Origin of the sequence: Mesorhizobium sp. M8A.F.Ca.ET.208.01.1.1 (genome assembly GCF_004791315.1) — a bacterium.
Classification (GTDB): Bacteria; Pseudomonadota; Alphaproteobacteria; order Rhizobiales; family Rhizobiaceae; genus Mesorhizobium.
Genome location: NZ_SRUT01000007.1, coordinates 14555 through 37209, shown reverse-complemented (window position 1 = coordinate 37209; position 22655 = coordinate 14555). Strand labels below are relative to the sequence as shown.

General features: G+C 63.5%; 17 protein-coding genes. 7 read left to right on the top strand and 10 right to left on the bottom strand.

All coding sequences use genetic code 11. The features are described 5' to 3' along the window. From EN851_RS25960 to EN851_RS25950, 3 genes are all read right to left on the bottom strand, one after another. Positions 1–855 (bottom strand): ABC transporter permease subunit, encoded by an 855-nt coding sequence (locus tag EN851_RS25960; protein WP_174361976.1) that lies wholly within the window; start codon positions 853–855, stop codon positions 1–3. Positions 856–925: 70 nt separating this feature from the next. Further along, positions 926–1933 (bottom strand): ABC transporter permease subunit, encoded by a 1008-nt coding sequence (locus EN851_RS25955; protein ID WP_127278115.1) that lies wholly within the window; start codon positions 1931–1933, stop codon positions 926–928. 50 nt (positions 1934–1983) lie between these two features. Then, complete coding sequence (locus tag EN851_RS25950; protein WP_127870692.1) at positions 1984–3576, bottom strand: ABC transporter substrate-binding protein; 1593 nt, start codon at positions 3574–3576, stop codon at positions 1984–1986. A 468-nt stretch (positions 3577–4044) separates the two neighbouring features. On the opposite strand from EN851_RS25950, the gene EN851_RS25945 reads away from it, so the two are divergent. Continuing rightward, positions 4045–6075: a long-chain fatty acid--CoA ligase gene (locus EN851_RS25945; RefSeq protein WP_135882929.1), complete on the top strand. Its 2031-nt coding sequence runs from the start codon at positions 4045–4047 to the stop codon at positions 6073–6075. Beyond that, complete coding sequence (locus EN851_RS25940; protein WP_135882930.1) at positions 6072–6776, top strand: 50S ribosomal protein L11 methyltransferase; 705 nt, start codon at positions 6072–6074, stop codon at positions 6774–6776. Before EN851_RS25945 ends, EN851_RS25940 begins: the two co-directional genes overlap by 4 nt. 222 nt (positions 6777–6998) lie before the next feature. Here EN851_RS25940 and EN851_RS25935 read toward each other — a convergent pair whose 3' ends face one another. Beyond that, positions 6999–7964, bottom strand: coding sequence for a LysR family transcriptional regulator (locus EN851_RS25935; RefSeq protein ID WP_135930284.1), 966 nt, complete (start codon positions 7962–7964; stop codon positions 6999–7001). A gap of 628 nt (positions 7965–8592) precedes the next feature. Between EN851_RS25935 and EN851_RS25930 the strand changes: the two genes are divergently transcribed. From EN851_RS25930 to EN851_RS25920, 3 genes are all read left to right on the top strand, one after another. Continuing rightward, positions 8593–9381 (top strand): NAD(P)H-dependent oxidoreductase, encoded by a 789-nt coding sequence (locus EN851_RS25930; RefSeq protein WP_127278328.1) that lies wholly within the window; start codon positions 8593–8595, stop codon positions 9379–9381. Between the two features lie 12 nt (positions 9382–9393). Beyond that, complete coding sequence (locus EN851_RS25925) at positions 9394–10431, top strand: MFS transporter (RefSeq protein ID WP_135930283.1); 1038 nt, start codon at positions 9394–9396, stop codon at positions 10429–10431. 127 nt (positions 10432–10558) lie between these two features. Beyond that, positions 10559–11728 (top strand): epoxide hydrolase family protein, encoded by a 1170-nt coding sequence (locus EN851_RS25920; RefSeq protein WP_135930282.1) that lies wholly within the window; start codon positions 10559–10561, stop codon positions 11726–11728. A gap of 146 nt (positions 11729–11874) precedes the next feature. On the opposite strand, the gene EN851_RS25915 is transcribed toward EN851_RS25920, so the two are convergent. Both EN851_RS25915 and pgi read right to left on the bottom strand, forming a co-directional pair. After that, complete coding sequence (locus EN851_RS25915; protein ID WP_127870688.1) at positions 11875–12597, bottom strand: HAD family hydrolase; 723 nt, start codon at positions 12595–12597, stop codon at positions 11875–11877. Between the two features lie 5 nt (positions 12598–12602). Beyond that, positions 12603–14279, bottom strand: coding sequence for a glucose-6-phosphate isomerase (gene pgi / locus EN851_RS25910; protein WP_189521941.1), 1677 nt, complete (start codon positions 14277–14279; stop codon positions 12603–12605). 269 nt (positions 14280–14548) lie between these two features. On the opposite strand from pgi, the gene EN851_RS25905 reads away from it, so the two are divergent. Together EN851_RS25905 and EN851_RS25900 are read left to right on the top strand one after the other, a co-directional pair. Further along, entirely contained in the window at positions 14549–16042 is a 1494-nt protein-coding gene (locus EN851_RS25905) for a PLP-dependent aminotransferase family protein (RefSeq protein ID WP_135930280.1), read from the top strand. 192 nt (positions 16043–16234) lie between these two features. Continuing rightward, positions 16235–17821, top strand: a complete 1587-nt coding sequence (locus tag EN851_RS25900; protein WP_135930279.1) for a trimethylamine methyltransferase family protein — start codon at positions 16235–16237, stop codon at positions 17819–17821. Positions 17822–17827: 6 nt separating this feature from the next. Here the strand turns inward: EN851_RS25900 and EN851_RS25895 are convergent, their stop codons facing one another. The 4 genes from EN851_RS25895 to EN851_RS25880 form a co-directional block, all read right to left on the bottom strand. Continuing rightward, entirely contained in the window at positions 17828–18226 is a 399-nt protein-coding gene (locus tag EN851_RS25895; RefSeq protein ID WP_127870684.1) for a hypothetical protein, read from the bottom strand. Positions 18227–18294: 68 nt separating this feature from the next. Then, on the bottom strand, positions 18295–19686 hold the full coding sequence (chrA, locus tag EN851_RS25890; protein WP_135930278.1) for a chromate efflux transporter: 1392 nt from the start codon (positions 19684–19686) through the stop codon (positions 18295–18297). Further along, complete coding sequence (locus tag EN851_RS25885; protein ID WP_127276407.1) at positions 19683–20501, bottom strand: sulfurtransferase/chromate resistance protein; 819 nt, start codon at positions 20499–20501, stop codon at positions 19683–19685. The genes chrA and EN851_RS25885 overlap by 4 nt, the downstream gene beginning before the upstream one ends. A 234-nt stretch (positions 20502–20735) precedes the next feature. After that, a complete protein-coding gene (locus EN851_RS25880; protein WP_127276409.1) occupies positions 20736–22541 on the bottom strand; it encodes an IlvD/Edd family dehydratase in 1806 nt (601 codons plus the stop codon). Positions 22542–22655: the final 114 nt, after the last annotated feature.

Sequence of the window (22655 nt, the reverse complement as noted above, 5' to 3'; positions counted from 1 at the left end):
TCACGACCTCTTCAGCTTGGGGTCGAGGGCGTCGCGCAGGCCGTCGCCGATCAGGTTGATGGCAAAGACGGTGATCAGAATGGCAAGGCCGGGGAAGGTCACCACCCACCAGGCTCGCAGGATGAATTCGCGCGCTTCGGCGAGCATCGTGCCCCATTCGGGTGTCGGCGGCTGCGCGCCCATGCCGAGGAAGCCAAGGGCGGCGGCCTCGAGGATGGCGTTGGAGAAGGACAGCGTCGCCTGCACGATCAGCGGGGCGATGCAGTTGGGCAGGATGGTGACCAGCATCAGCCTGAGATGGCTGGCGCCGGCGACCTTGGCCGAGACCACATATTCGCGGGTCTTTTCCGCCATCACCGCGGCGCGGGTGAGCCGGGCGAAATGCGGCTGCAGCACGAAGGCGATGGCGATCATGGCGTTGACGAGGCCGGGGCCGAGCACCGCGACCAGCACCAGCGCCAACAGCAGCGATGGGAAGGCCAGGATGATGTCCATGATGCGCATGATCAGCGTGTCGACCCAGCCACGGCAGTAGCCGGCGAGCAGGCCGAGGATGACGCCGGAGATCAGCGCCGTGGTGACGACGACGAAACCGATGGCGAGCGAAAAGCGCGAGCCATAGATCAGGCGCGACAGCATATCGCGGCCGACGGCGTCGGTGCCGAGCAGGAACTGCGCGTTGCCGCCCGCCTGCCAGGCCGGCGGCGTCAGGAAGAAGTCGCGGAACTGATCGTCAGGCGAATGCGGTGCGAGCAGCGGCGCGAAGATGGCGATCAGGATCAGCAGGGCGAAGACGAAGAGACCGATCACAGCGCCCTTGTTGATCGAGAAATAGTGCCAGAACTCGGCGAACATCTGCAGCCGGGCATCCTGCGGCTTGACGACGGTCGCGGCTTCGATGGTGGCTGGGCCTTCATTGGTCATGTCAATTCGCCCGGATACGCGGGTTGATGACGGCATAGAGCACGTCGACGATAAGGTTCACCGACATCACGATCAGCGCGATCAAAAGCAACCCGCCCTGCACGGTGAAATAGTCGCGCTTGGAGATGGCGTCGATCATCCACTTGCCGATGCCCGGCCACGAAAAGATGCTCTCGGTCAGGATGGCGCCGGTGAGCAGCGTGCCGACCTGCAGGCCGATGGTGGTGACGACCGGGATCAGCGCATTGCGGAAGGCATGCAGGCCGATGACACGGCGCGGCGCCAGGCCCTTGGCGCGCGCGGTGCGAACATAGTCCTCACCCAGCACTTCGAGCATAGCCGATCGCGTCTGCCTGGCGATGACCGCCAGCGGAATGGTGCCAAGCACGATGGTGGGCAGTATGAGGTGCGACACCGCCGAGCGGAAGGCGCCCTTCTGCCCCGAGATCAGGGAATCGATGGTCATGAAGCCGGTCACCGGCTTGAAGAAATAGAGAAGGTCGATGCGGCCGGAGACCGGCGTCCAGTGCAGCGTACCGGAAAACACGATGATCAGCAGCAGCCCCCACCAGAAGATCGGCATGGAATAGCCGGCGAGCGCGGTGCCCATGGTCAGCTGGTCGAACCAGGAGCCACGGCGGATGGCAGCGAAAATGCCGAAGGCGACACCGAAGATGACGGCGAAGATCATGGCGAAGATGGCGAGTTCGACCGTGGCCGGGAACCGCACCAGGAAATCCTTCAGCACCGGTGTCTTGGTCGAAAACGAGGTGCCGAAATCGCCGCTGAGGATGTTGGTCAGGTAGGTCAGATACTGTTGCCAGATCGGCAGGTCGAAACCGAACTGATGCATCAGCGCCGTGTGGCGTTCGGGCGACAGGCCACGTTCGCCCGCAAGCACCAGCACCGGATCACCGGGCAGGATGCGCACGAAGCCGAAAGCGAGGATGGTTATCCCGATAAAGGTCGGGATGATGAGGGCGAGCTTGCCGAGGATGTAACGCAGCATGGCGGGCGAGGTGGGGCGGCGCCCTGTGGCGCCGCCCCGTTTCGCGAACCTTATTCGGCGATATCGACGCCGTCAAAGCGATGGATGCCGAGCGGATCCATCGCAAAGCCGGAGACGGTCTTCTGCATCGGCATGAACACCTTGGAGTGGGCGAGCGTCGCCCACGGTGCCTGCTCCTTGAAGATGACCTGCGCCTGTTCGTAGAGCTTGGTGCGCTCGGCCTGATCGGACACCGTCTTGGCCTTGTTGATGAGCGCATCGAAGTCCTTGTTGCACCATTCCGCGCGGTTGTTCGAACCGACGGACGCGCAGCTCAGGAGCACGCCGAGGAAGTTGTCCGGATCGCCATTGTCGCCGGTCCAGCCGACGATGACGGCGCCGTCGTGATCGACCGCCGAAGCGCGCTTGAGGTATTCACCCCAATCGTAGCTGACGATGTTGACGGTGACGCCAACCTTGGCGAAGTCGGCCTGGATCAGTTCGGCGGTGCGGCGCGCGTTCGGCATGTACGGGCGCGACACGGGCATGGCCCAGACGTTCATCTTAAGGTCCTTGACACCGGCCTCTTCAAGCATCTTCTTGGCCGCGTCCGGATCGTACGGATCGTCCTTCACGTCCTTGTTGTAGGACCACATGGTCGGCGGGATCGGGTTGATCGCCACCTGGCCGGCGCCCTGGAACACGGCGTCGATAATGGCCTTCTTGTTGATGGCCATGTTGAGCGCCTTGCGGACGCGCACGTCGTCGAACGGCTTCTGCTGGGTGTTGTACATCAGCGCGCCGACGTTCAGGCCTTCCTGCTCCGCGACCGTCAGGTTCGCATCAGCCTGCAGGCCGGCGATGTCGGCCGGTGCCGGATACGACATGATGTTGCATTCGCCGGCCTTCAGCTTCTGCGCGCGAACCGCCGGATCGGTGGTGATGGCGAACACCAGATCGTCGATCTTCTGCTTGCCGCCCCAATAGTCCGGGTTGGCCTTGTAGCGGATGGCGGCGTCGGTCTGGTAGTCGACGAAGATGAACGGGCCGGTGCCGACCGGCTTCTGGTTGAACAGTTCAGGCGTCTTGTCGGCCTGCAGCTTGTCGGCATATTCCTTCGAGACGATCGAGGCGAAATCCATGCCCAGCGTCGGAATGAAGGTGATCGCCGGTTCCTTGAGGGTGAACTTCACCGTCAGGTCGTCAACCTTCTCGACCTTGGTGATGTTGTCGCCGAACTGATCATTGTAATACTGATAGGCGATGCCCGGTATGTACTGGAACCAGGGGCCGTTCTTGTCGACCTGGCGCTGGAACGAGAACACCACGTCGTCGGCGTTCAGGTCGCGGGTCGGGGTGAAGTAGTCGGTGGGCGCGAACTTGACGCCCTTGCGCAGCTTGAAAGTATATTCCTTGCCGTCGTCGGAAATGGTCCAGCTATCCGCCAGGCCGGGCGAGACCGAGGTCTTGCCGTGATCGAATTCGACGAGGCGGTTGAAGACGGTACGCGAGGACGCATCGAACGTCTGTCCCGCGGTGTACGGCGCCGGATCGAAACCTTCTGGCGACGCCTCCGCGCAGTAGACCAGAGTTTTCGCGTTGGCCACGCCGCCCAGGACGCTTGCAGCCAGCAACGCGGCTGCAAAAGTCAATTTCTTCTTCATTGAGCACTCCCTGATGTTCTTCCAAGCCCCTCTATCAGGCTCGCGAAGCGCGCATATAAGCACCGTTTTTCCGGGTTTGGAACACCCCGTTTGCTTACCCCGCGGGAAGCAGGAAAAAAATCCGCCATTTTGCTAAATGGCAGAAAAAATTAGCAGTTCTTTCTATTCACGAGATTATTAACGACCGCATTTTTTTATTGATCCGACGTCCGGCGACAGGGGTGCCGCGCCCCTGTCTTCATCGGCCGCGGATGCGCGAAGATGCCGGTTCCAGCTGTGGCCGGCGGGAAAGATTTACGGCGGCAAATCTTTCGGCGTCCTGCCGCTGGGGCAAGACTTGCACCGCCGCCGATAGAGGCAATACATAGATGGACAACTGGCGGCAGCGGAGGGCGTCTCCATCAATCCGGGGGCGGTGCGGCACAGGCCAACGAGAAACAGGCGACCAGGGTTGTCGAGGAGGAACGGGTGGCAAAAGCGTCGAAGAGCCCAGTGAAAGCGCCGGCCAAGGCGGCCTCGAAACCAGCCGCCGGTGGAGACGGGCAAGGCAAGGCCGCGGGCAAGGCAGCGACCGCGAAGGCGGCGCCCAAACCCGCCAGGAATGCCCCCCCGGCGAAAGCCGCGGCCACAGCCAGCACCGCCACGAAGCCGGCTGCGAAAGCCGCGCCGGCAAAGGCGCCCGCGGCGAGGACGGGATCGGGCAAGGCCGGACCGGGCAAGGCCACGACGACGAAGAACTCGCCACCAGCGAAGACCGCACCGGCCTCGAAGCCGGCGACGGCGACCAGCCAGCGGCTGCCGAAGGCGCTTACCGAACTCGCCGCCGGCCTGCCGCAAAAGCCATGGCTCAACAGCTATCCCAAGAACATGCCTGCCGAGATCGGCGCCCTGCCCTACGGTTCCATCGGCGACTTCCTGGTGGGCGCCTGCAAGCAGTTCGCCGGTCAGCCGGCCTTCACCTGCATGGGCAAGTCCATCACCTACGCCGAACTCGAGCAGCTTTCGGCGGCCTTCGGTGCCTATCTGCAGTCCACTGGATTGCAGAAGGGCGCGCGCGTCGCCCTGATGATGCCGAACGTGCTGCAGTATCCCGTGGCGATGATGGCGGTCGCCCGTGCCGGCTTCACCGTGGTGAACGTCAATCCGCTCTACACGCCGCGCGAACTGGAGCATCAGCTCAAGGATTCCGGGGCACAGGCCATCGTCATTCTCGAAAACTTCGCCAACACCTTGCAGGCGGTCGTCGCCAGGACCTCGGTCAAGCACATCGTCGTCGCGGCCATGGGCGACCTGCTCGGCGGCCTGAAGGGTTCGATCGTCAATCTGGTGGTGCGCCGCGTCAAGAAAATGGTGCCGGCCTGGTCATTGCCCGGCCATGTCAAGTTCAATGCGGCGCTGAAGGCCGGACGCGGCATGGCTTTCAAGCCGGCCACGGTAGCCGCCAACGACGTCGCCTTCCTGCAATATACCGGCGGCACCACCGGAATCTCGAAAGGCGCGACCCTCTCGCACAGCAATGTGCTGGCCAATGTCGCGCAGAATGCGCTGTGGCTGCAGGACGCCTACACCGTCAAGCCAAAGCCGGCGCATCTCAACCTCGTCTGCGCACTGCCGCTCTACCATATCTTCGCGCTGACGGTGAATGCGCTGATGGGCATGCAGATGGGCGGCCAGAACATACTGATCCCCAATCCGCGCGACATTCCAGGCTTCGTCAAGGAAATGGGCAAATATCCGATCCATATCTTTCCGGGCCTCAACACGCTGTTCAACGCGCTGCTCAACAATGAGGACTTCCGCAAGCTGGACTTCAAGCCGCTGCTTCTGACCTTGGGCGGCGGCATGGCGGTACAGAAGGGCGTCGCCGAGCGCTGGAAAGCGCTGACCGGTTGCCCCATCAGCGAAGGCTATGGCCTTTCGGAGACCTCGCCGGTGGCGACGGCCAACAAGTTCAGTTCCGGCGAGTTCACCGGCACCATCGGCCTGCCGCTGCCCTCGACAGAAATCGCCATCCGCGACGACGACGGCAACAACGTGCCGCTGGGCGAGGTCGGCGAGATCTGCATCAGGGGACCGCAGGTGATGGCCGGCTACTGGAACCGGCCGGACGAGACCGCCAAGGTGATGACCACGGACGGCTTCTTCAAATCGGGCGACATGGGTTTCATGGACGAACGCGGCTACACCAAGATCGTCGACCGCAAGAAGGACATGATCCTCGTTTCCGGCTTCAACGTCTATCCGACCGAACTCGAGGAGGTCGTGGCGGCGCATCCAGGCGTGCTCGAAGTGGCCGCGATCGGCGTGCCGGACGAGCATTCGGGCGAAGTGCCGAAGCTGTTCATCGTCAAGAAGGACCCGGCCCTGACCGCAGAGGCCATCACTGCTTTTTGCCGTGAGAACCTGACCGGCTACAAGCGGCCCAGATACATCGAGTTCAGGACCGAATTGCCAAAGACGCCGGTCGGCAAGATCCTGCGGCGGGCGTTGCGCGAATAGTGGCCGACGATCCCGCCGACTTCGATGCGCCCGGCCGACGCCTTGATCCGGCAGAATTCATCAGGACGAATTTGCGCCTTGCCCCAGTGCGGGCGCTTCCTGAAATCCAGCTTTACACCGCTCACCCGGGCAGCGGGCTGAGGCGGCTCGTCGGGTCCGGCGACGACCTGGACGAGTCCGAGCCGCAGCCACCCTATTGGGCCTATGCCTGGGCCGGCGGCGCGGTGCTGGCGCGCCATATTCTCGACCATCCGGAGATCGTGACGGGCCGCCGCGTGCTCGACCTCGGCGCCGGCTCGGGCCTTGTCGCCATCGCCGCCGCGAAGGCCGGCGCAGCGGAAGTGATCGCCGCCGAGATCGACCGCAACGGCGTCGCCGCGATCCGCCTCAATGCCGCGGCCAACGCCGTCGAGATCACCATCTTCGACAAGGATCTCACCACAGGCCCGCCACCGGCCGCCGACCTCGTGCTGGCGGGCGACGTGTTCTACTGCCGTGAGGTTGCCTTGCGGGTTATGCCGTTCCTCGACCGCTGCCTGGCATCAGGCATCGAGGTACTGGTCGGCGACCCCCGCCGCAACGATTTGCCGCTCACCCGGCTGCGATTGATCGCTGAATATGAGGTGCCGGATTTTGGGGATGCAAAGGGGATTGCGAGCAGACCGAGCGGGGTGTTTTGGTTTAAGGCGGAAGAGCGGTAGGGCGCTGGGCGCAGGCCGATAGCTGGAACGGCCGGGGTTCGAGCCAGTGCTTGCTTAGGTCGAATGAACGTCTGGTTAGCGCCTAATTCCGGTCGTTCATCCACCGATTCCTGTGGAATGGCGCGCCCGGCATAGCGAAGATGGGCACTCAGACCATTGGCAAATTGCGGTGTCACTTAACTCGTTTGCATGCTGATCGGCAAAGCGCAGCAGACCCGCTAGTCAGGAGCCATTGATGTGAGGCGCGTGATCTGATTCAGGCTCCGCGACCCTAGACCCGCCTTTATCATGGTCCCCAACCAGGCTTCCGATCAGGTTTCGGACCCAGCGGTGGCCAGCATGCCTATGACATCTCTCGTGCCAAATCAGACTGACATTGAATTGTTCACCTAGCCAGGGCAGGTCAACCATCATGAGCTTTTCTGATTGCCTGAGAAATAGGCGCCTCGGCACGAGTGCAACCAAATCACTATCTAAGACGATCTCCGGCAGGAGCAAAAAGGAGGCCGCTGACACGACGACGTTGCGTCGGTAACCAAGTGCCGCCAAAGCACTGTCCACTGGCGTTTCGAAGTCGCCGCCCCGCGGTGACACCACGACGTGTTCCAATTCGACATATTCGTCTATTGTCATACCCGATTTTAGCCGAGGATGACCGTGTCTTGCTATGAGGACATAAGTTTCGTCGAATAAGTGACACGTCCGTAGGTGCGGGGCCGACCGCTCGGGAGTAGCGATAACAAGATCGACTTCCTTATTCCCCAATTGCTGCTCCACCAGCTCGGGCACCAGATGCCGTACGGCCACCCGTACTCCCGGCGCCGTCTGCCGGAGAGCCAAGACGAACGGCATCACCACTGCTGCCTGGATATAGTCAGAACAGCCGATCGATACGGTAAGCTCGGCCTTGCCGGGATCAAAGTCCTGATGAGAATGTAACGCGTTGCGCACGTGATCCAGCGCGTCTCTCAGTTGCGGTGCAAGTTCGATTGCCTTGGCGGTCGGGATCATGCCTCGACGAGTCGGGAGCAGAAGCGGGTCGTCAAACAAATCCCGAAGCCGTGCTAGTTGCGCGCTTACAGCCGGCTGACTGAGGTGCAGTTGATCTGCCGCTTTCGTTACGTTTTGTTCGGCAAGCAGCACTTCGAGCGTCGCCAAGAGATTGAGGTCGATGCGACTGTCATTCACCGTGTCTATTCCTAGTCGCCGTTTAATCATTTCTATATATCATGATCGCGGCGCTGCCCGTCAACGGCTTGGCCGCCTAATGGGAAGCTGTCTGTGTTGGCGTCGGGCCGCTGGCGCGAAAGCGATCGCTGCTGTTCTTACGATTGGTAAAGAGCCGCCAAACTGGAGCGGAGGGAGCCGTGCGGCACCGACGGGCCAATCGAACGCCCGCGTGAAAGTGCCAACGTGGCGATCAGCGGTTAGATATCCGCTATCTGGATAGCACGGGTCAAGATAATCGATTTCACAAATCTTAGTCAGATACTCATGTTGAGGCCAGCCGGGCTTCCAATCCCGAGCCGGAGGCATCGAGTGATCTCAGTCAGCATCCCATACCGGACTAGCTTAGCGCGCGCTTTGGCGCGAACTGCTGCAACGAAACAAGCATTCTGCTGGTGATCGAGGAGCCTCGCCGCGCCGTCAACAGTGTAAGTATCGAAATCGATGTCGGCATCATCGAGCCGAGCGCGCCCGGGGGGCACGCAAAATCCCCGAAAACGTCTGGGTCACCAACGCGCAAGCCCTGGCGCGCAATTGATACCGATCGGGAACATCAGACACAGCTCTAAACAACTACGGAGACCATCTCGTGAAAAGAAATATTCTCATCGTTTACGCACACCCTGAGCCCACTTCGCTGACACGGCAGCTGGTCGACGTGACCGCTGAGATGTTGTCGGCGGCGGGGCACACCGTGGTCCATTCGGACCTCTACGGCATGAAGTGGAAGGCGGGGTACGACGCCGATGACTTTCCGATGCGCAACAACCCTGAGCGACTGTCGTTCATCATGGAATCGGGCCATGCTTACGCAAGCGGGCATCAGACGCCCGACGTGATCGCCGAGCAGCAGAAGCTGCTCGCGGCCGATGCTGTGGTCCTGCAATTCCCGCTGTGGTGGTACGGCGTGCCCGCGATCTTGAAGGGCTGGATAGAGCGAGTCTATGCCTTCGGTTTTGCCTACGGCTATCAGAATGGCTCCAACGAGTTTCGCTTTGGCGACGGCATCCTCAAGGGCAAGCGAGCGCTGGTCAACGTGCAGGCAGGCGGCCCAGTGGCCGATTATGGCCCGCGGGGTATCAACGGGCCGATAGAGCAACTGTTGTTCCCGCTGACTCATGGCGCGCTGTTCTATCCCGGCATGGACGTGCTCCCGACGCACGCGGTCTATGGCGCGGGTCACGTTTCCACGGCGGAGCAAGTGGACGCGATCAAGGCAGCATGGCGTGTACGTCTCGCCGGGCTATTCACCGACAAGCCGATTCCCTTCCGTTCGCAAAACGGCGGCGACTTCCCCGATCGCCACACCATGGCCGACCACGTTGCGCCGGGCCAAACCGGCCTCGCCGCGCACTTTGCCGATCTGATCGACGCATAAAGAGCAACACCGATGTCGCCTGCATTGTTCGCGCTTGCCGTGGCGGCCTTCGCCATCGGCACGACGGAGTTCGTCATGATCGGGCTTGTCCCGGATGTCGCGCGCGATCTTGCGGTAACGATACCCCAAGCCGGTCTGCTTGTGACTGGCTATGCCCTGGCCGCGACCGTTGGGGCGCCGACGGTCACGGCCCTTACTGGAAGGCTTCCCCGCCGCGGGCTTGTGGTTGGACTGATGAGCCTGTTCACGCTCGGTAATCTGCTTGGCGGCGCTGCACCAACTTATGAAGTGCTGCTGGCCGGTCGGATCGTGACAGGAGTGGCGCACGGCGTGGTCTTCGCCGTCGGCGCGCCGATTGCGATGAGCCTGGCGGATCGTGAGCGCGGCGCGCGGGCGGTGGCGACGATGTTCGCAGGGCTCACCCTTGCAATGGTCATCGGTGTCCCGTTCGGCACAATCGTCGGACAGAGCCTTGGGTGGCGTGCACCGCTGCTGGCGGTGGCTGTGCTCGGCTGCCTCACGGCAGCGCTATTGCGACTTTTGTTGCCGCGGGAAATTCCCCACGCTCCGACCGCCGGTTTAAGGTCGCAGTTCGCCGTATTGGCGAAGCCCCGCCTCCTGGCGCTCTATTTCATCGCCATGAACGGGTTCGGCGGATCATTCGTGGTTTTCACCTTTCTCGCACCGCCGCTGACGGAGGTAACCCACGTGTCTCCTGCCGCAGTCAGCTTGGCGTTCATGGCATTCGGCGCAGCTGCGGTGGTCGGGAATTTTGGTGGGGGCCGGCTTAGCGATGCACTCGGCACGCGGCGCAGCCTGATGGCAGCGCTGGTCGGTCTAGTCCTGGCCCCTGCGACGCTGCCCTTTTCGGCCCCGCACGTCCTGACAATGTTCGCCAACCTGCTCCTCTGGTCTGCCTGCTGCTTCTGTCTTGGCCCGATCGTTCAGTCTGGCGTGGTCGCGGCCGCGGAAGAGGTCGCGCCCGACGCGGTCGCGACTGCTTCGGGTGGAAAGCGGACATTGCGCCTACGGCAACGCCGACCTGCATAGCAGACGTTTTGCCGTGGCGCCGTTCGCAAAAAGGATGGCGTTTCAGGAAACGTTGTGCGCAGCTTTCAGTTCAGTCGGTATTACCCTTCGGCGGTCAACGTCGTCAGCCGTTTAAGCGGAGAACATCATGATTTCACCCTACATAATAAACATTCCTGACGAACGGCTCGCCACGATCAGAGCCAAGGTCGAGGCTTATGACTGGAGCCAGCTGCCGGATGCGGGGGGCTGGTCAGCGGGGGTCGGGGTTGATGACCTCAAGCGACTCGCCGCGTATTGGCGGTACAGCTACGACTGGCGTGCGGTCGAACGGCGCCTCAACGCGCTGCCCAACTTCACGGCCGACGTGGAAGGCGAGCACCTCCACTTCGTTCATGTGAAGGGCGACGGCTCCAAGCCGCCCGTACTGCTTCTCCACGGCTGGCCGGGCTCGTATCTCGAGTTCGAGCGGCTGTTGCAGCCGCTCGCAGCGGACGGGCACGACGTTGTCGTCCCCTCGCTTCCTGGCTTCGCGTTCTCCAACCCGATCACGCGCCCGATCGGCCCGCGGCGGGCTGCTGCACTCGTGCATGGGCTGATGATACAACTTTTCGGCGACGCGCGGTATTTCGTTCAAGGGGGCGATTGGGGCCACGGCATCGCGGCCTGGGCAGCGCATGATCGACCGGACGCTCTGCTCGGCATTCATATCAACATGATGACCGTGCGTGCGGAGGATGCCGCTCCGACGACCGACGAGGAGAAGTCCTTCGCCGCCAAGCGTGCCCCGATTGCCGATCGGGAGAGCGCCTACTTTCACGAGCAGGAAACCCGTCCGCAGACGCTCGGCGTCGCGATGGCCGACAGCCCGGTCGGAGCGGCGGGCTGGATACTCGAGAAGTTCGGCAAGTGGGCCGATCTTCCGACAACCGCCGATGGCGACCCCGACATCTGGAGCAAATTTTCCGAGGAGGAACTCCTCACCAACATCATGCTCTACATCGCGCCGGCATCGTTCGTGACGGCAACCTGGATCTACTACGGCAGCCGGCTTGAGGAGTCGCGGATGCTTCCGGCCGGCACCCGCATCCAGGTGCCGACCGGCGTTGCGGCCTTCCCCGATCCAGTGTTCTTGCCGCCGCCGCGCTCGTTCGCGGAGAAGACCTACAACATCGTGCATTGGACCGACATGCCGCGGGGCGGGCATTTCGCCGCGCTGGAAGAGCCGGAACTGATGCTGGCCGACCTGCGCGCCTTTATCGCGACGGTGTCGGGAGCGCGCTTTGGCTGCTTTCGGGACCATGGATTGACTGCCTAAACGTCTCCAATTGGAAGCTTCCTGCCATTCGGAAGTGCCCGCCGCGCACGGCAGTTATCCAATCGCCAAGACCCGAAAGCTGACTGTCCGCTCACGGCCCCATCTCGGCCATCGAAGTCAAACCACCTTCCCACCCCTTCTCCGGATCACGCCGTCTCCTTGACCCGTGCGGCCAGGAAATCCGGCAGGTCGGCAACCGAATCCAGGATGACGTCGGCGATCTCGGCCAGCGATTCGCGGGTGCCGGTGCCGGAAAGCACGCCGACCGCGAGGCCGCAGCCGCCGGCGCGCGCCATTTCGAGATCGTGCCTGTTGTCGCCGACCATGGCGATCTCGCTTGGCTTCAGGCCGGTGAGGTCGCAAAAGGCCTGGATGGTGTCCGGGGCCGGCTTGGGATTGGCGACGGCGTCATATCCGTAAGCGGCATCGAACAGTTGTGCGACGCCGAGCGTGACCAGCGTTTTTTCGGCGCCGCTGGTCGAATCGTTGGTGGCGACGCCAAGCCGGTAGGATCGCTTGTGCAGCAGGGCCAGCGTGTCGACGACATCAGGCAGCGCCACCGCCATCGCCGAGCCCTGCACCGAGGTAATCTCGTTGAAGCGGGCGACGGCCAGCATCTGGTCTTCGTTGGACAGGCGCGGAAACCACAGTTCGACGACGTCGAGATTGGTGCCGGAGGCAAAGATGGAGTCGGGCTTGAAGCGCCGGTTGGCGAAATCGAAACCGGCCGCCGCCAGCAGCCTGTCGGCCTTCCAGCGATCGCCGTCGGCTGCATCCATGGCCATGAAATCGGCAACGCCGAGCCAGGTCGCGTTGAAATCGACAAGTGTCCCGTCCTTGTCGAACAATATTCCCTTGATGTCTGCCAAACTTTTCACTCCGAACCACGCAATTGGCGGATGTATCCCACAAGGCCAGCGGTCGACGCGTCGCGCTTGGCGGCACTTTCCTTGCCTTCCACGACAGGCAGGAGGCCGGTCGCCAGTTCCTTGCCGAGCTCTACGCCCCACTGGTCGAAGGAGTTGATGTTGAACAGCGTTCCCTCGACGAAGACGCGGTGCTCGTAGAGCGCGATCAGCCGGCCGAAGGTGCGCGGGTCGAGCTTGCGGTAGAGGATGGTCACCGAGGGCCGGTTGCCGGAGAAGACACGGTGCGGCGCGATGCGGTCGACATCGGCCGGCTTCATGCCCTTGGCCAGCATCTGCGTGCGTGCCTCGTCCAGCGTGCGGCCCTTCATCAAGGCTTCCGACTGCGCCAGGCAGTTGGCGAGCAGCAGGTCATGCTGGTGCTTGAGATCAGGCTCGTGGCCGACCGCGGCGGCGAGGAACTCGACCGGGATCAGATCGGTGCCCTGATGCAGCAGCTGGAAGAAGGCGTGCTGGCCGTTGGTGCCGGGCTCGCCCCAGACCAGCGGCCCGGTCGGCGTCGTCACCGGCGTGCCGTCAAGGGTGACGCTCTTGCCGTTCGATTCCATGTCGAGCTGCTGCAGATAGGCCGGCAGCCGTGACAACCGCTGGTCGTAGGGGATGACCGCGCGGGCCGGATAGCCGCAAATCACGCGGTGCCACCAGCCGACCAGCCCCAGGAGCGCCGGCAGGTTCTTCTGGAGCGGCGCGGTGCGGAAATGCTCGTCCATCTCGTGCGCGCCGTCGAGGAAGGCGCGGAAATTCCGCGGGCCGATGGCGATCATGACCGGCAGGCCGATCGCGCCCCACAGCGAATAGCGGCCGCCGACCCAGTCCCAGAAGCCGAAGACGCGATCCGGCTCGATGCCGAATTTCGCCACCAGGTCGAGCGCGGTCGAGACGGCGGCGAAATGCTTGCCTACGGCTTCCTTGCCGAGCGCTTTCTGCACCCAGTCGCGCGCCGTCTGCGCATTGGTCATCGTCTCGACCGTGGTGAAGGTCTTGGAGGCAATGATGAACAGCGTGGTTTCGGCGGACAGCCCCTTCAGCGTGTCGTGGATGTGGGCGCCGTCGATGTTGGAGACATAGTGCGCGCGCGGACCGTCATGATAGGGGGCGAGCGCCAGCGTCGCCATGGCCGGACCAAGGTCCGAGCCGCCGATGCCGATGTTGACGATGTCGGTGATCTTCTTGCCGGTGGCACCCGTTGCCTTGCCGGAGCGGACCGCATCGGCGAAAGCGCCCATGGCGTCGAGCACGGCAACGACATCCGCCTTGACGTCCTGGCCGTCGACCGTGACCCCCTTGCCGCTGAGGTTGCGCAGCGCCGTGTGCAGCACGGCGCGGTCTTCGGTGACGTTGATCTTCTTGCCGGCGAACATGGCGGCGCGGCGGCCTTCGATATCCGCGGCGGCGGCCAGTTTTTCCAGCAAATCCATGGTCGCGGCGTCGACGGCGCATTTCGACCAGTCGAGCAGGAGGTCACCATCGGTGGCGGAGAACGTCTTGAAGCGCTGCGGATCGGCGGCGAAGACCTGGCGCATGTCGCCAGGGACCGCGGCGCGATGATCGCGCAAGGCGGCAAGCTGTTTCTGGAAGGCTGACTGATCCACTGGCGGGGACTCCTGGCGTTTTGGACGCACCATATCAGACCGGATGTTTCCGGCGCGTGTCGTCGCGCCACAACTATTGAGCCGAATTCCATCCGGTCAATACGCGGCGATGACGCAGCGCATCACGATGCGATGACACAATGTATCGGGTGGCGAGGTGGCCGCGGCTTATTTCGAGCTTGAAGGATCACTGGCATAAATCCCAAAGATCAGAAAAATTGATTGGCGCAACCCCTTGTGCCACGGTTACGTTCGGCTGGTCCAGCCAAGCAAAAAAAGCTGGCCATCGAGGAACATCTTCCATGCCACAGAGAAACGACACGGCGATATGGTCCGGCCTGTTCCGGATTTCGGCTGAATCCGGCCAAACCCTGCAGGCGCAGATCCGCCAAGCCATCGTGGCCGCCATTCTCGACCGCCAGATCGCCGCTTCGATGCCGCTTCCCTCCTGCCGGATCCTGGCCGAGAAACTCGGCGTGGCGCGCGGAACGGTGGTCCTGGCTTTCCAGCAGCTCGTCGACCAGGGTTTCCTGGTGGCGCGCGAGCGGCGCGGCCATTTCGTCAATCCGGACGTGCTGGCGACACCCGCCAAGCCGCACCAGAAGGCGCCCGACCAGGCCAACGAGATCGACTGGAAGGCGCGCCGGCAGATCGCGGCCAGCGACATGCCGCCGCCGGCCAAGCACGAGAACTGGATCAAGTCGTCCTACCCCTTCGTCTACGGCCAGTTCGACCCGGCGCTGTTCCCGACCGCCGAGTGGCGCGAGTGCAACCGCATGGCGCTGGCCGTGCTGGAGATCCGCAACTGGGCGTCCGACATGGTCGACCGCGACGATCCGCTGCTGATCGAGCAGATCCAGGCACGGCTCTTGCCCAGGCGCGGCATCTTCGCCAATCCCGACGAAATCATCGTCACGCTGGGCGCCCAGAACGCGCTCTACATGCTGGCCTCGCTGCTGATGACCAAGGGCTCGAAAGTGGCGATGGAGGATCCGGGCTACCCCGATGCACGCTCGATCTTCCGCCTCGCCGGCGCCGACATCGAGCCGGTGCCGGTCGACCAGTCGGGTATCGTAACCTCTTCCATTCCCAATGATTCCGGCTTCGTCTTCGTCACCCCCAGCCATCATTGCCCGACCATGGTGCCGATGTCGGCCGAGCGACGGCAGGACCTCCTGGCGCGCGCCAACCGGCACAACCAGATCATCATCGAGGACGGCTATGACAGCCAGCTTCTCGACGAGGCACCGCAGCAGGCGCTGAAGAGCCTCGACCGCTCCGGCCGTGTCGTCTATGTCGGCTCGATGTCGAAGACGCTGGCGCCGGGCCTGCGGCTTGGCTACATCGTGGCCTCGGCTGGACTAATCGCCGAACTCCGGGCGCTGCGCCGTTTCATGCTGCGCCATCCGCCGGCCAACAACCAGCGCGCCGTGGCATTGTTCCTCTCGCTCGGCCATCACGAAGCGCTGGTGCGGCGGCTGTCGAGCGCCTTCGACGAGCGGCGCAAGCGCCTGGTCCATGCGATTTCCGCCTTCTTGCCGGAGTGGCGCTCGACGGATTCGGCCGGCGGCACCTCGCTTTGGCTGGAAGGACCACGGGGTACCGATTCCCGCGGTTTGGCTGAGGCCGCCGCCTCGCGCAGCGTCATCATCGAGCCGGGCGACCGCTTCTTCGACCGCACCGAAAAGCCTTCGCGTTTCATGCGGTTGGGCATTTCCTCGATCGCGCTGCAGCACATCGAGCCCGGCATCCGGGAATTGGCCACCGCCGCTGGCCGCAGGCCCGCCGCCGCCTGATCCATTCTTCGATCCTTTGACGGGAGCCGCCTTCAAGCGGCTCCCGCTCCCTTTCTTCTGGCATACTCGACTGGAACCGCTGGCTCATAGGCTGTGCCAATGCCGGCGGCATAGTCGTGGCACAAAGGGGAAGAAGCAGCCGATGGTGGACCAACCGCCGCGCTGTTTCTCAGGAAAGGTGGAGTGTTTTCCATGTCAGTGGTTCTTGAAAAGCAGGACGCGGCGGATCAACGCTCCCGCCGCTCCGGGGGGCGCGAAGCGCGTCGCGCGATGCGGGCAGCGCCGCTCGCCGACGACATCAAACCGGTGCGTGCCGGCCTCGAGGGCGGCAGCTACGGACCACTCAAGGGCAATGATCGCGAGCGTATCCACGAAGCGGTGCTGACGCTTCTGGAGACAGTCGGCTTCGCCAACGCCATCCCCTCCTGCATCGAGGCGCTGACCCAGGCCGGCGCCACCTATGGCGATGACGGCCGCATCCGGTTCCCGCGCGCGCTGGTGCTCGAGACGATCAAGAAGGCGGCACGGAATTTCACCTTGCACGGCCAGGATCCCAAACACGACATGGTGATACAGGGCAAGCGCGTGCATTACGGCACGGCGGGTGCCGCCGTGCATCTGGTCGATGTCGAGAAGCGCGAATACCGTGAGTCGCTGCTGCAGGACATCTATGACGCGGCCCGCATCGTCGAAGGGCTCGACAACATCCATTTCTTTCAGCGGCCGATGGTGCCGCGCGACATTCCCGATCCGCTCGAAATGGACTTCAACACGCTCTACGCCTGCGTGATGGGCACGGCCAAGCATGTCGGCACCTCGTTTACGGTGCGCGAGAACGTGCAGCCGGCGCTCGAAATGCTCTACGCGATTGCCGGCGGCGAGGAGAATTTCCGCGCCAGGCCGTTCGTGTCGAACTCGAACTGCTTCGTCGTGCCGCCGATGAAATTCGCCGAGGACGCCTGCGGCGTGCTCGAAGCCTGCGTCGAGGGCGGCATTCCGATCCTGCTCTTGTCGGCGGGACAGGCCGGAGCCACGGCGCCGGCGGCGATTGCTGGCGCGGTGGTGCAAGCGGTGGCCGAAGTGCTCGCCGGTCTGGTCTATGTCAATGCCATCAAGCCGGGGCATCCGGCGATCTTCGGCACCTGGCCGTTCGTATCGGACCTGCGCACAGGCGCCATGTCGGGCGGCTCGGCCGAACAGGCGGTGCTGACCGCCGCCTGCGCCCAGATGGCGCAATTCTACGACCTGCCGGGCGGCTCGGCCGCAGGCATGACGGATTCGAAGCTGCCCGACATCCAGTCCGGTTATGAAAAGGGCATCACCGACGTGATGGCCGGCCTTGCCGGGCTCAACCTGGTCTATGAATCGGCCGGCATGCATGCCTCGCTGCTCGGCTTCTGCCTGGAAAGCCTGATCATCGACAACGACATGCTCGGTCATTGCCTGCGCTGCGTGCGCGGCATCGAGGTGACCGACGAAGCGCTGTCGATCGCCACCATCGCCGATGTCTGCCTGAAAGGCCCGGGGCACTATCTCGGCAACGAGCAGACGCTGCGGCTGATGCAGACGGAATATTTCTATCCCGCCGTTGGCGACCGGTTTTCGCCGAAGGAATGGAATGAGAAGGGCCGGCCCGACATCTTGCAACGGGCGATCATCGAGAAGAAACGCATCCTTGCCGAGCGCTTTCCGCGCCACGTGCCGAAGCTGCTCGACGACAAATTACGCGCCCGCTTCGGCGACATGATCAAGCTGCCGCGCGGCGGCATGGGCGGCTGAGCGCAGCTATTCGGCTGCCAGCCCGTAGCGCTCGACGACCTCGGCGTTGATCAGCTTGGCGTGCAGCGCCATCAGCACGATCTGGGCATCGAGGCCGTCGCCGGTTTCGAGAGCCGCCTCGATCCGGCGCTCCGCGTCGAGCCGCTGTTGCGGACCTTGCGCCCGCTCGAAGGTTTCCGGTCCGGCAATGCAGTAGCTGAACAGGGTCGCCACCCGCGGATAGGCCCGCGGCGGCGGCTCCTCGGGCCAGTGGTCCTTCATCAGATTGACGATGGTGAGTTTTACGCCTTCCGGGACCAGGGCCGGATGCAGGTCGGCGCCGCGCAAGGCCGCATCGAGCTGCCGCAGATCACCCGAGCGGCCGAACATGCCGAGAAAGCCAAGAGAAGAGCGTCGTTGCGCCATGAGTGTCCAATCCGTTTTCCCACCAGTTAGGTGGTTGGCCGGCGGAATACAAAGGCAGTGGCCGGCGTCTATCCGCTCACCGCCAGCAGCAAGACACCGGCCAGGGCCGACCCGGCAAGTGTCAGCAGCATGCCGACCTTCAGCCTGAGGATGGCGATCATGGCGGCGCAGGACAGCAGTGCGGCGCGCCAGTCGATCGACGACGGCACCGGCACGTTCATGCCGAGGCCCAGTTTGCGCACGTCGTGGAAGATAACGTGCAAGGCAAACCATAGAGCCAGGTTCAGGATGACGCCGACCACGGCGGCGGTGATGGCGCCGAGCGCAGCCGACAGAGCCTTGTTGCCGCGCAGGGCCTCGATATAGGGCGCGCCGAGGAATATCCAGAAGAAGCAGGGCGTGAACGTAACCCATAAGGTCAGCAGCGCTCCAAGCGATCCGCCAAGCAACGGGCCCAGCGAGCCGGAGTGGCGAAAGGCTGCGATGAAGCCGACAAACTGCAACACCAGAATGAGCGGCCCCGGCGTGGTCTCGGCAAGCCCGAGGCCGTCGACCATCTCGCCGGGCGCCAGCCAGCCGAAGGATTCGACGGCCGCCTGTGCGACATAGGCAAGAACCGCGTAGGCGCCGCCGAAGGTGACGACCGCCATCAGGCTGAAGAAGCCGCCGATCTGCGTCCATACGCTGCCTGCACCGGTGAGCGCCCAGAGCAACAGAACGGGCCCGAGCCAGATCGGCAGCCAGATCGCGATGATGCGCGGCGCATGCCATCTTGTCGGGCTGGCATGGGCCAGTTCGCCGCGCTCGAACATCAAGTCGACCGCGCCCTTGATGTCGGGAGCATCGTTCTTGCCGTGCGCCGCACCGGAAAACAGGGCTGGCGCGACGCGGTTTCCCGCCCATCCCACCAATCCCGCAATCAGGACAATGAGCGGGAACGGAATGCTGAGCACATAAATGCCGAGAAAAGCGCAAAGCGCGATCGCCACCATCACCCGGTTCTTCAAGGCGCGGCGGCCGATGCGGATCACCGCCTCGACCACCACCGCGAGCACGGCGGCCTTGACCCCGAAGAACAGAGACTCGACCAGCGGGACATCGCCGTAGAGCGCATAGAGGATGCTCAAGGTGAGCATGACGAGTGCGCCCGGCACCACGAACAGGATGCCGGCGACGAGACCGCCGGCCGTCCTGTGCAGCAGCCAGCCGATGTAGATGGCGAGTTGCTGGGCCTCGGGACCGGGCAGCAGCATGCAGTAGTTCAAGGCGTGCAGGAAACGCTGCTCGCCGATCCAGCGCCGATCCTCGACCAATTCCTTGTGCATGAGCGCGATCTGCCCCGCCGGCCCGCCGAAGCTCAGCAATCCGATCTTCGCCCAGAGTTTCGTGGCTTCACGGAAGCTCGGGACCGCCGGTGCCTCGACGATGTCGGCATTTTTCGGGGACATGAGGCTGCTCATGTCGGCTTCGCCCCGCTCGGCCAGTTGTGCGTCTCCTCGGTGGCGTCGCGGCACCAGCGGAAGAACGCGTCATAGAGAAGCATCCCCGCCTCCAGCTGTTCCAGATCGTCGCGGAACATGCGTGACAGGCCAAGCGAGGCGGCAAGGAATCCGGCGGCTTGGGGAACGAGATCGAGCCTGGCGGTGTCGGCCGCGCGCACGATCGTGGCAAGGCGATCGAGTGCCTGGGATTCCAGCCCGAACTCCTCGATCATCGTGTCGAAGGTGCAGCGTTCGCCGCGATGGCTCCAGAACACATTGTCGATGTCGAAGGGCACGGCCTGAAAGCGGTCCGCGACAGCAGGCACTTCGGCCGCCTCGACAAAGAGGAAGACCGCATGCGGATCGACGAAGCGCCGGATCAGCCAGGGGCAAGCGATGCGATCGACCTTGGGGCGAGCCCGCGTCACCCAGACGGTGCGGCCTTTTTCATCGCGGAACGGGATCTTGGCGGCGTGGACCAGTAGGCCGCCGGCATCACGCCAGGCCTCGAAACCGCCTTCGAGGGATTCGGCGGCAACGCCCTGGTGCCGCAGCCAGGCGGCCACGCCTTGCGAGAGCTTTTGCCCCTTCTGGCAGACCACGGCCACCTGGCTGCCGGCAAGGTCGGCTGCCCAGGTCGAGACGGTCTTGAAGTTGCGCCGGTGCGAGGCCGGCAGCGGGCGCGGGTCGGCATCGTAGTCCTCATCGAGGCGGACATCGACGATTACAGGCGCGCCGGGCAAACCAACCAGACGGGATAGTTGCTGTACGGTAATTTCGGTTGTTGACGGCATGGCGTCCACCTCCTGAAAAGAGAAGCTTGGACGCGAACATTGGGCTGACGCCTCACGGGGTGGTCGCGGTGCACCCCTTGCGATGGATGTTGGAATTGTTGCGCGGTCTTGTCAAGGACGCAGCATCCGCGGCTACGCCGTCAGAGCGGCGGCCTGATCGATCAGGCCGCCGGTCCTCGTCCATCCATCATCCGTGACCAGCCAGGAATAATCGATGACTATTCCCGGGAATAATCAGTGATTGTCGCGAGGCACGCCCATGGTATGGGCGACATCCTGGTATTTCACAGCCGGCTTCAGCACCATGCCGGCCGAGAACTGGTCGACCATGCCGCGCTGGATCTCCTGCCATGGCGTCTGGTGCTGGGGATAATGGTAGCCGCCATCTTTCTGCAGCTCGGCGCGCCGCCGCGTGATCTCGTCGTCGCTGACGAGGATGTTCGCGGTGCCTTTCCTCAGATCGATGCGGACGCGGTCGCCGGACTTGAGCAACGCCAGACCGCCGCCGACCGCGGCTTCCGGCGAGGCATTCAGGATCGACGGCGAGCCCGACGTGCCGGACTGGCGGCCGTCGCCGATGCAGGCCAGCGCGTGGATACCCTTCTTGATGAGGTAGGCCGGCGGCTGCATGTTGACGACCTCGGCGCCGCCGGGATAGCCGACCGGGCCAGCGCCGCGCATGAACAGGATGGTGTGCTCGTCTATGCCTTGCGCCGGATCGTCGATGCGGGCGTGGTAATCCTCCGGCCCATCGAAGACCATGGCGTTGCCTTCGAAGGCTTCCGGGTCGTTCGGGTTCGATAGATAGCGCTCGCGGAATTCGGGCGAGATGCCGCTCATCTTCATGATCGCCGAATCGAACAGATTGCCCTTGAAGTTGATGAAGCCGGCATCGGCCTTCAGCGGCTCGGCCACGGTGCGGATGACATCGGTGTTCTCGTTGGCGACCCCCTTGCAGTTGTCGCCGATCGACTTGCCGTTGACGGTCAGGGCATCGGGGTGCGGCAGCATTCCGGCCTTCATCAGCTCGGCCACCACGGCAGGCACGCCACCGGCATGGTGATAATCTTCGCCGAGATATTCACCCGACGGCTGCAGGTTGACGATGAGCGGCACCTTGAGACCGACCTTCTGCCAGTCGTCATTGTCGAGCGGCACGCCGAGATGGCGGGCGATCGCGTTGAGATGGATCGGCGCGTTGGTGGAACCGCCGATCGCCGAATTGACGACGATGGCGTTTTCGAAGGCCGCGCGGGTCATGATGTCGGACGGTTTCAGGTCCTCGTGCACCATGTCGACGATGCGCTTCCCGGTCTCATAGGCGATCTGGCCGCGCTCGCGGTACGGCGCCGGGATGGCGGCCGAACCGGGCAGTTGCATGCCGAGCGCCTCGGCCAGCGAATTCATCGTGGTGGCGGTGCCCATCGTGTTGCAGTAGCCCGTGGACGGCGCCGAAGAGGCAACGATGTCCATGAACTCGTCATAGTCGATCTCGCCGGCCGACAGGCGCTGGCGCGATTCCCAGACGATGGTGCCCGAGCCGGTGCGCTTGCCCTTGTGCCAGCCATTGAGCATCGGGCCGACCGACAGCGCAATGGCCGGGATGTTGACGGTGGCCGCCGCCATCAGCAAGGCAGGCGTGGTCTTGTCGCAGCCGATGGTCAGCACGACGCCGTCCAGCGGATAGCCATAGAGCACTTCGACAAGGCTGAGATAGGCGAGGTTGCGGTCAAGGGCGGCAGTCGGCCGCTTGCCGGTCTCCTGGATCGGGTGACAGGGGAATTCGAAAGGAATGCCGCCCATCGAGACGATGCCTTCGCGCACGCGCTTGGCGAGCTCGATGTGGTGCCGGTTGCAAGGCGAAAGATCAGAGCCCGTCTGGGCGATGCCGATCAGCGGCTTGCCCGACATCAGCTCGGCGCGTGTCAGCCCGTAATTCAGGTAGCGCTCGAGATAAAGCGCCGTCATTCCCGGATTGTCGGGATTGTCGAACCACTCCTGCGAGCGGAACTTTTTCTTTTTCGTAGGGGCGCCAGCCATCATGGTCTCCGTATTTGTATGACAAATCGATATGACAACGCGCGGATGCAGGCAAGGGGCACGCGTGATCTGAATCCGGACTTTGGTGCGATAGACAGCTATCGAGCCGCGCGC

Bases quoted from the DNA above. Each gene is read 5' to 3' on its own strand.
- EN851_RS25960 (WP_174361976.1), bottom strand. From the start codon at position 855: ATGTTCGCCGAGTTCTGGCACTATTTCTCGATCAACAAGGGCGCTGTG.
- pgi (WP_189521941.1), bottom strand. From the start codon at position 14,279: ATGGTGCGTCCAAAACGCCAGGAGTCCCCGCCAGTGGATCAGTCAGCC.
- EN851_RS25895 (WP_127870684.1), bottom strand. From the start codon at position 18,226: ATGGCGCAACGACGCTCTTCTCTTGGCTTTCTCGGCATGTTCGGCCGC.
- EN851_RS25950 (WP_127870692.1), bottom strand. From the start codon at position 3,576: ATGAAGAAGAAATTGACTTTTGCAGCCGCGTTGCTGGCTGCAAGCGTC.
- chrA (WP_135930278.1), bottom strand. From the start codon at position 19,686: ATGAGCAGCCTCATGTCCCCGAAAAATGCCGACATCGTCGAGGCACCG.
- EN851_RS25925 (WP_135930283.1), top strand. From the start codon at position 9,394: ATGTCGCCTGCATTGTTCGCGCTTGCCGTGGCGGCCTTCGCCATCGGC.
- EN851_RS25880 (WP_127276409.1), bottom strand. From the start codon at position 22,541: ATGGCTGGCGCCCCTACGAAAAAGAAAAAGTTCCGCTCGCAGGAGTGG.
- EN851_RS25920 (WP_135930282.1), top strand. From the start codon at position 10,559: ATGATTTCACCCTACATAATAAACATTCCTGACGAACGGCTCGCCACG.
- EN851_RS25900 (WP_135930279.1), top strand. From the start codon at position 16,235: ATGTCAGTGGTTCTTGAAAAGCAGGACGCGGCGGATCAACGCTCCCGC.
- EN851_RS25885 (WP_127276407.1), bottom strand. From the start codon at position 20,501: ATGCCGTCAACAACCGAAATTACCGTACAGCAACTATCCCGTCTGGTT.
- EN851_RS25955 (WP_127278115.1), bottom strand. From the start codon at position 1,933: ATGCTGCGTTACATCCTCGGCAAGCTCGCCCTCATCATCCCGACCTTT.
- EN851_RS25905 (WP_135930280.1), top strand. From the start codon at position 14,549: ATGCCACAGAGAAACGACACGGCGATATGGTCCGGCCTGTTCCGGATT.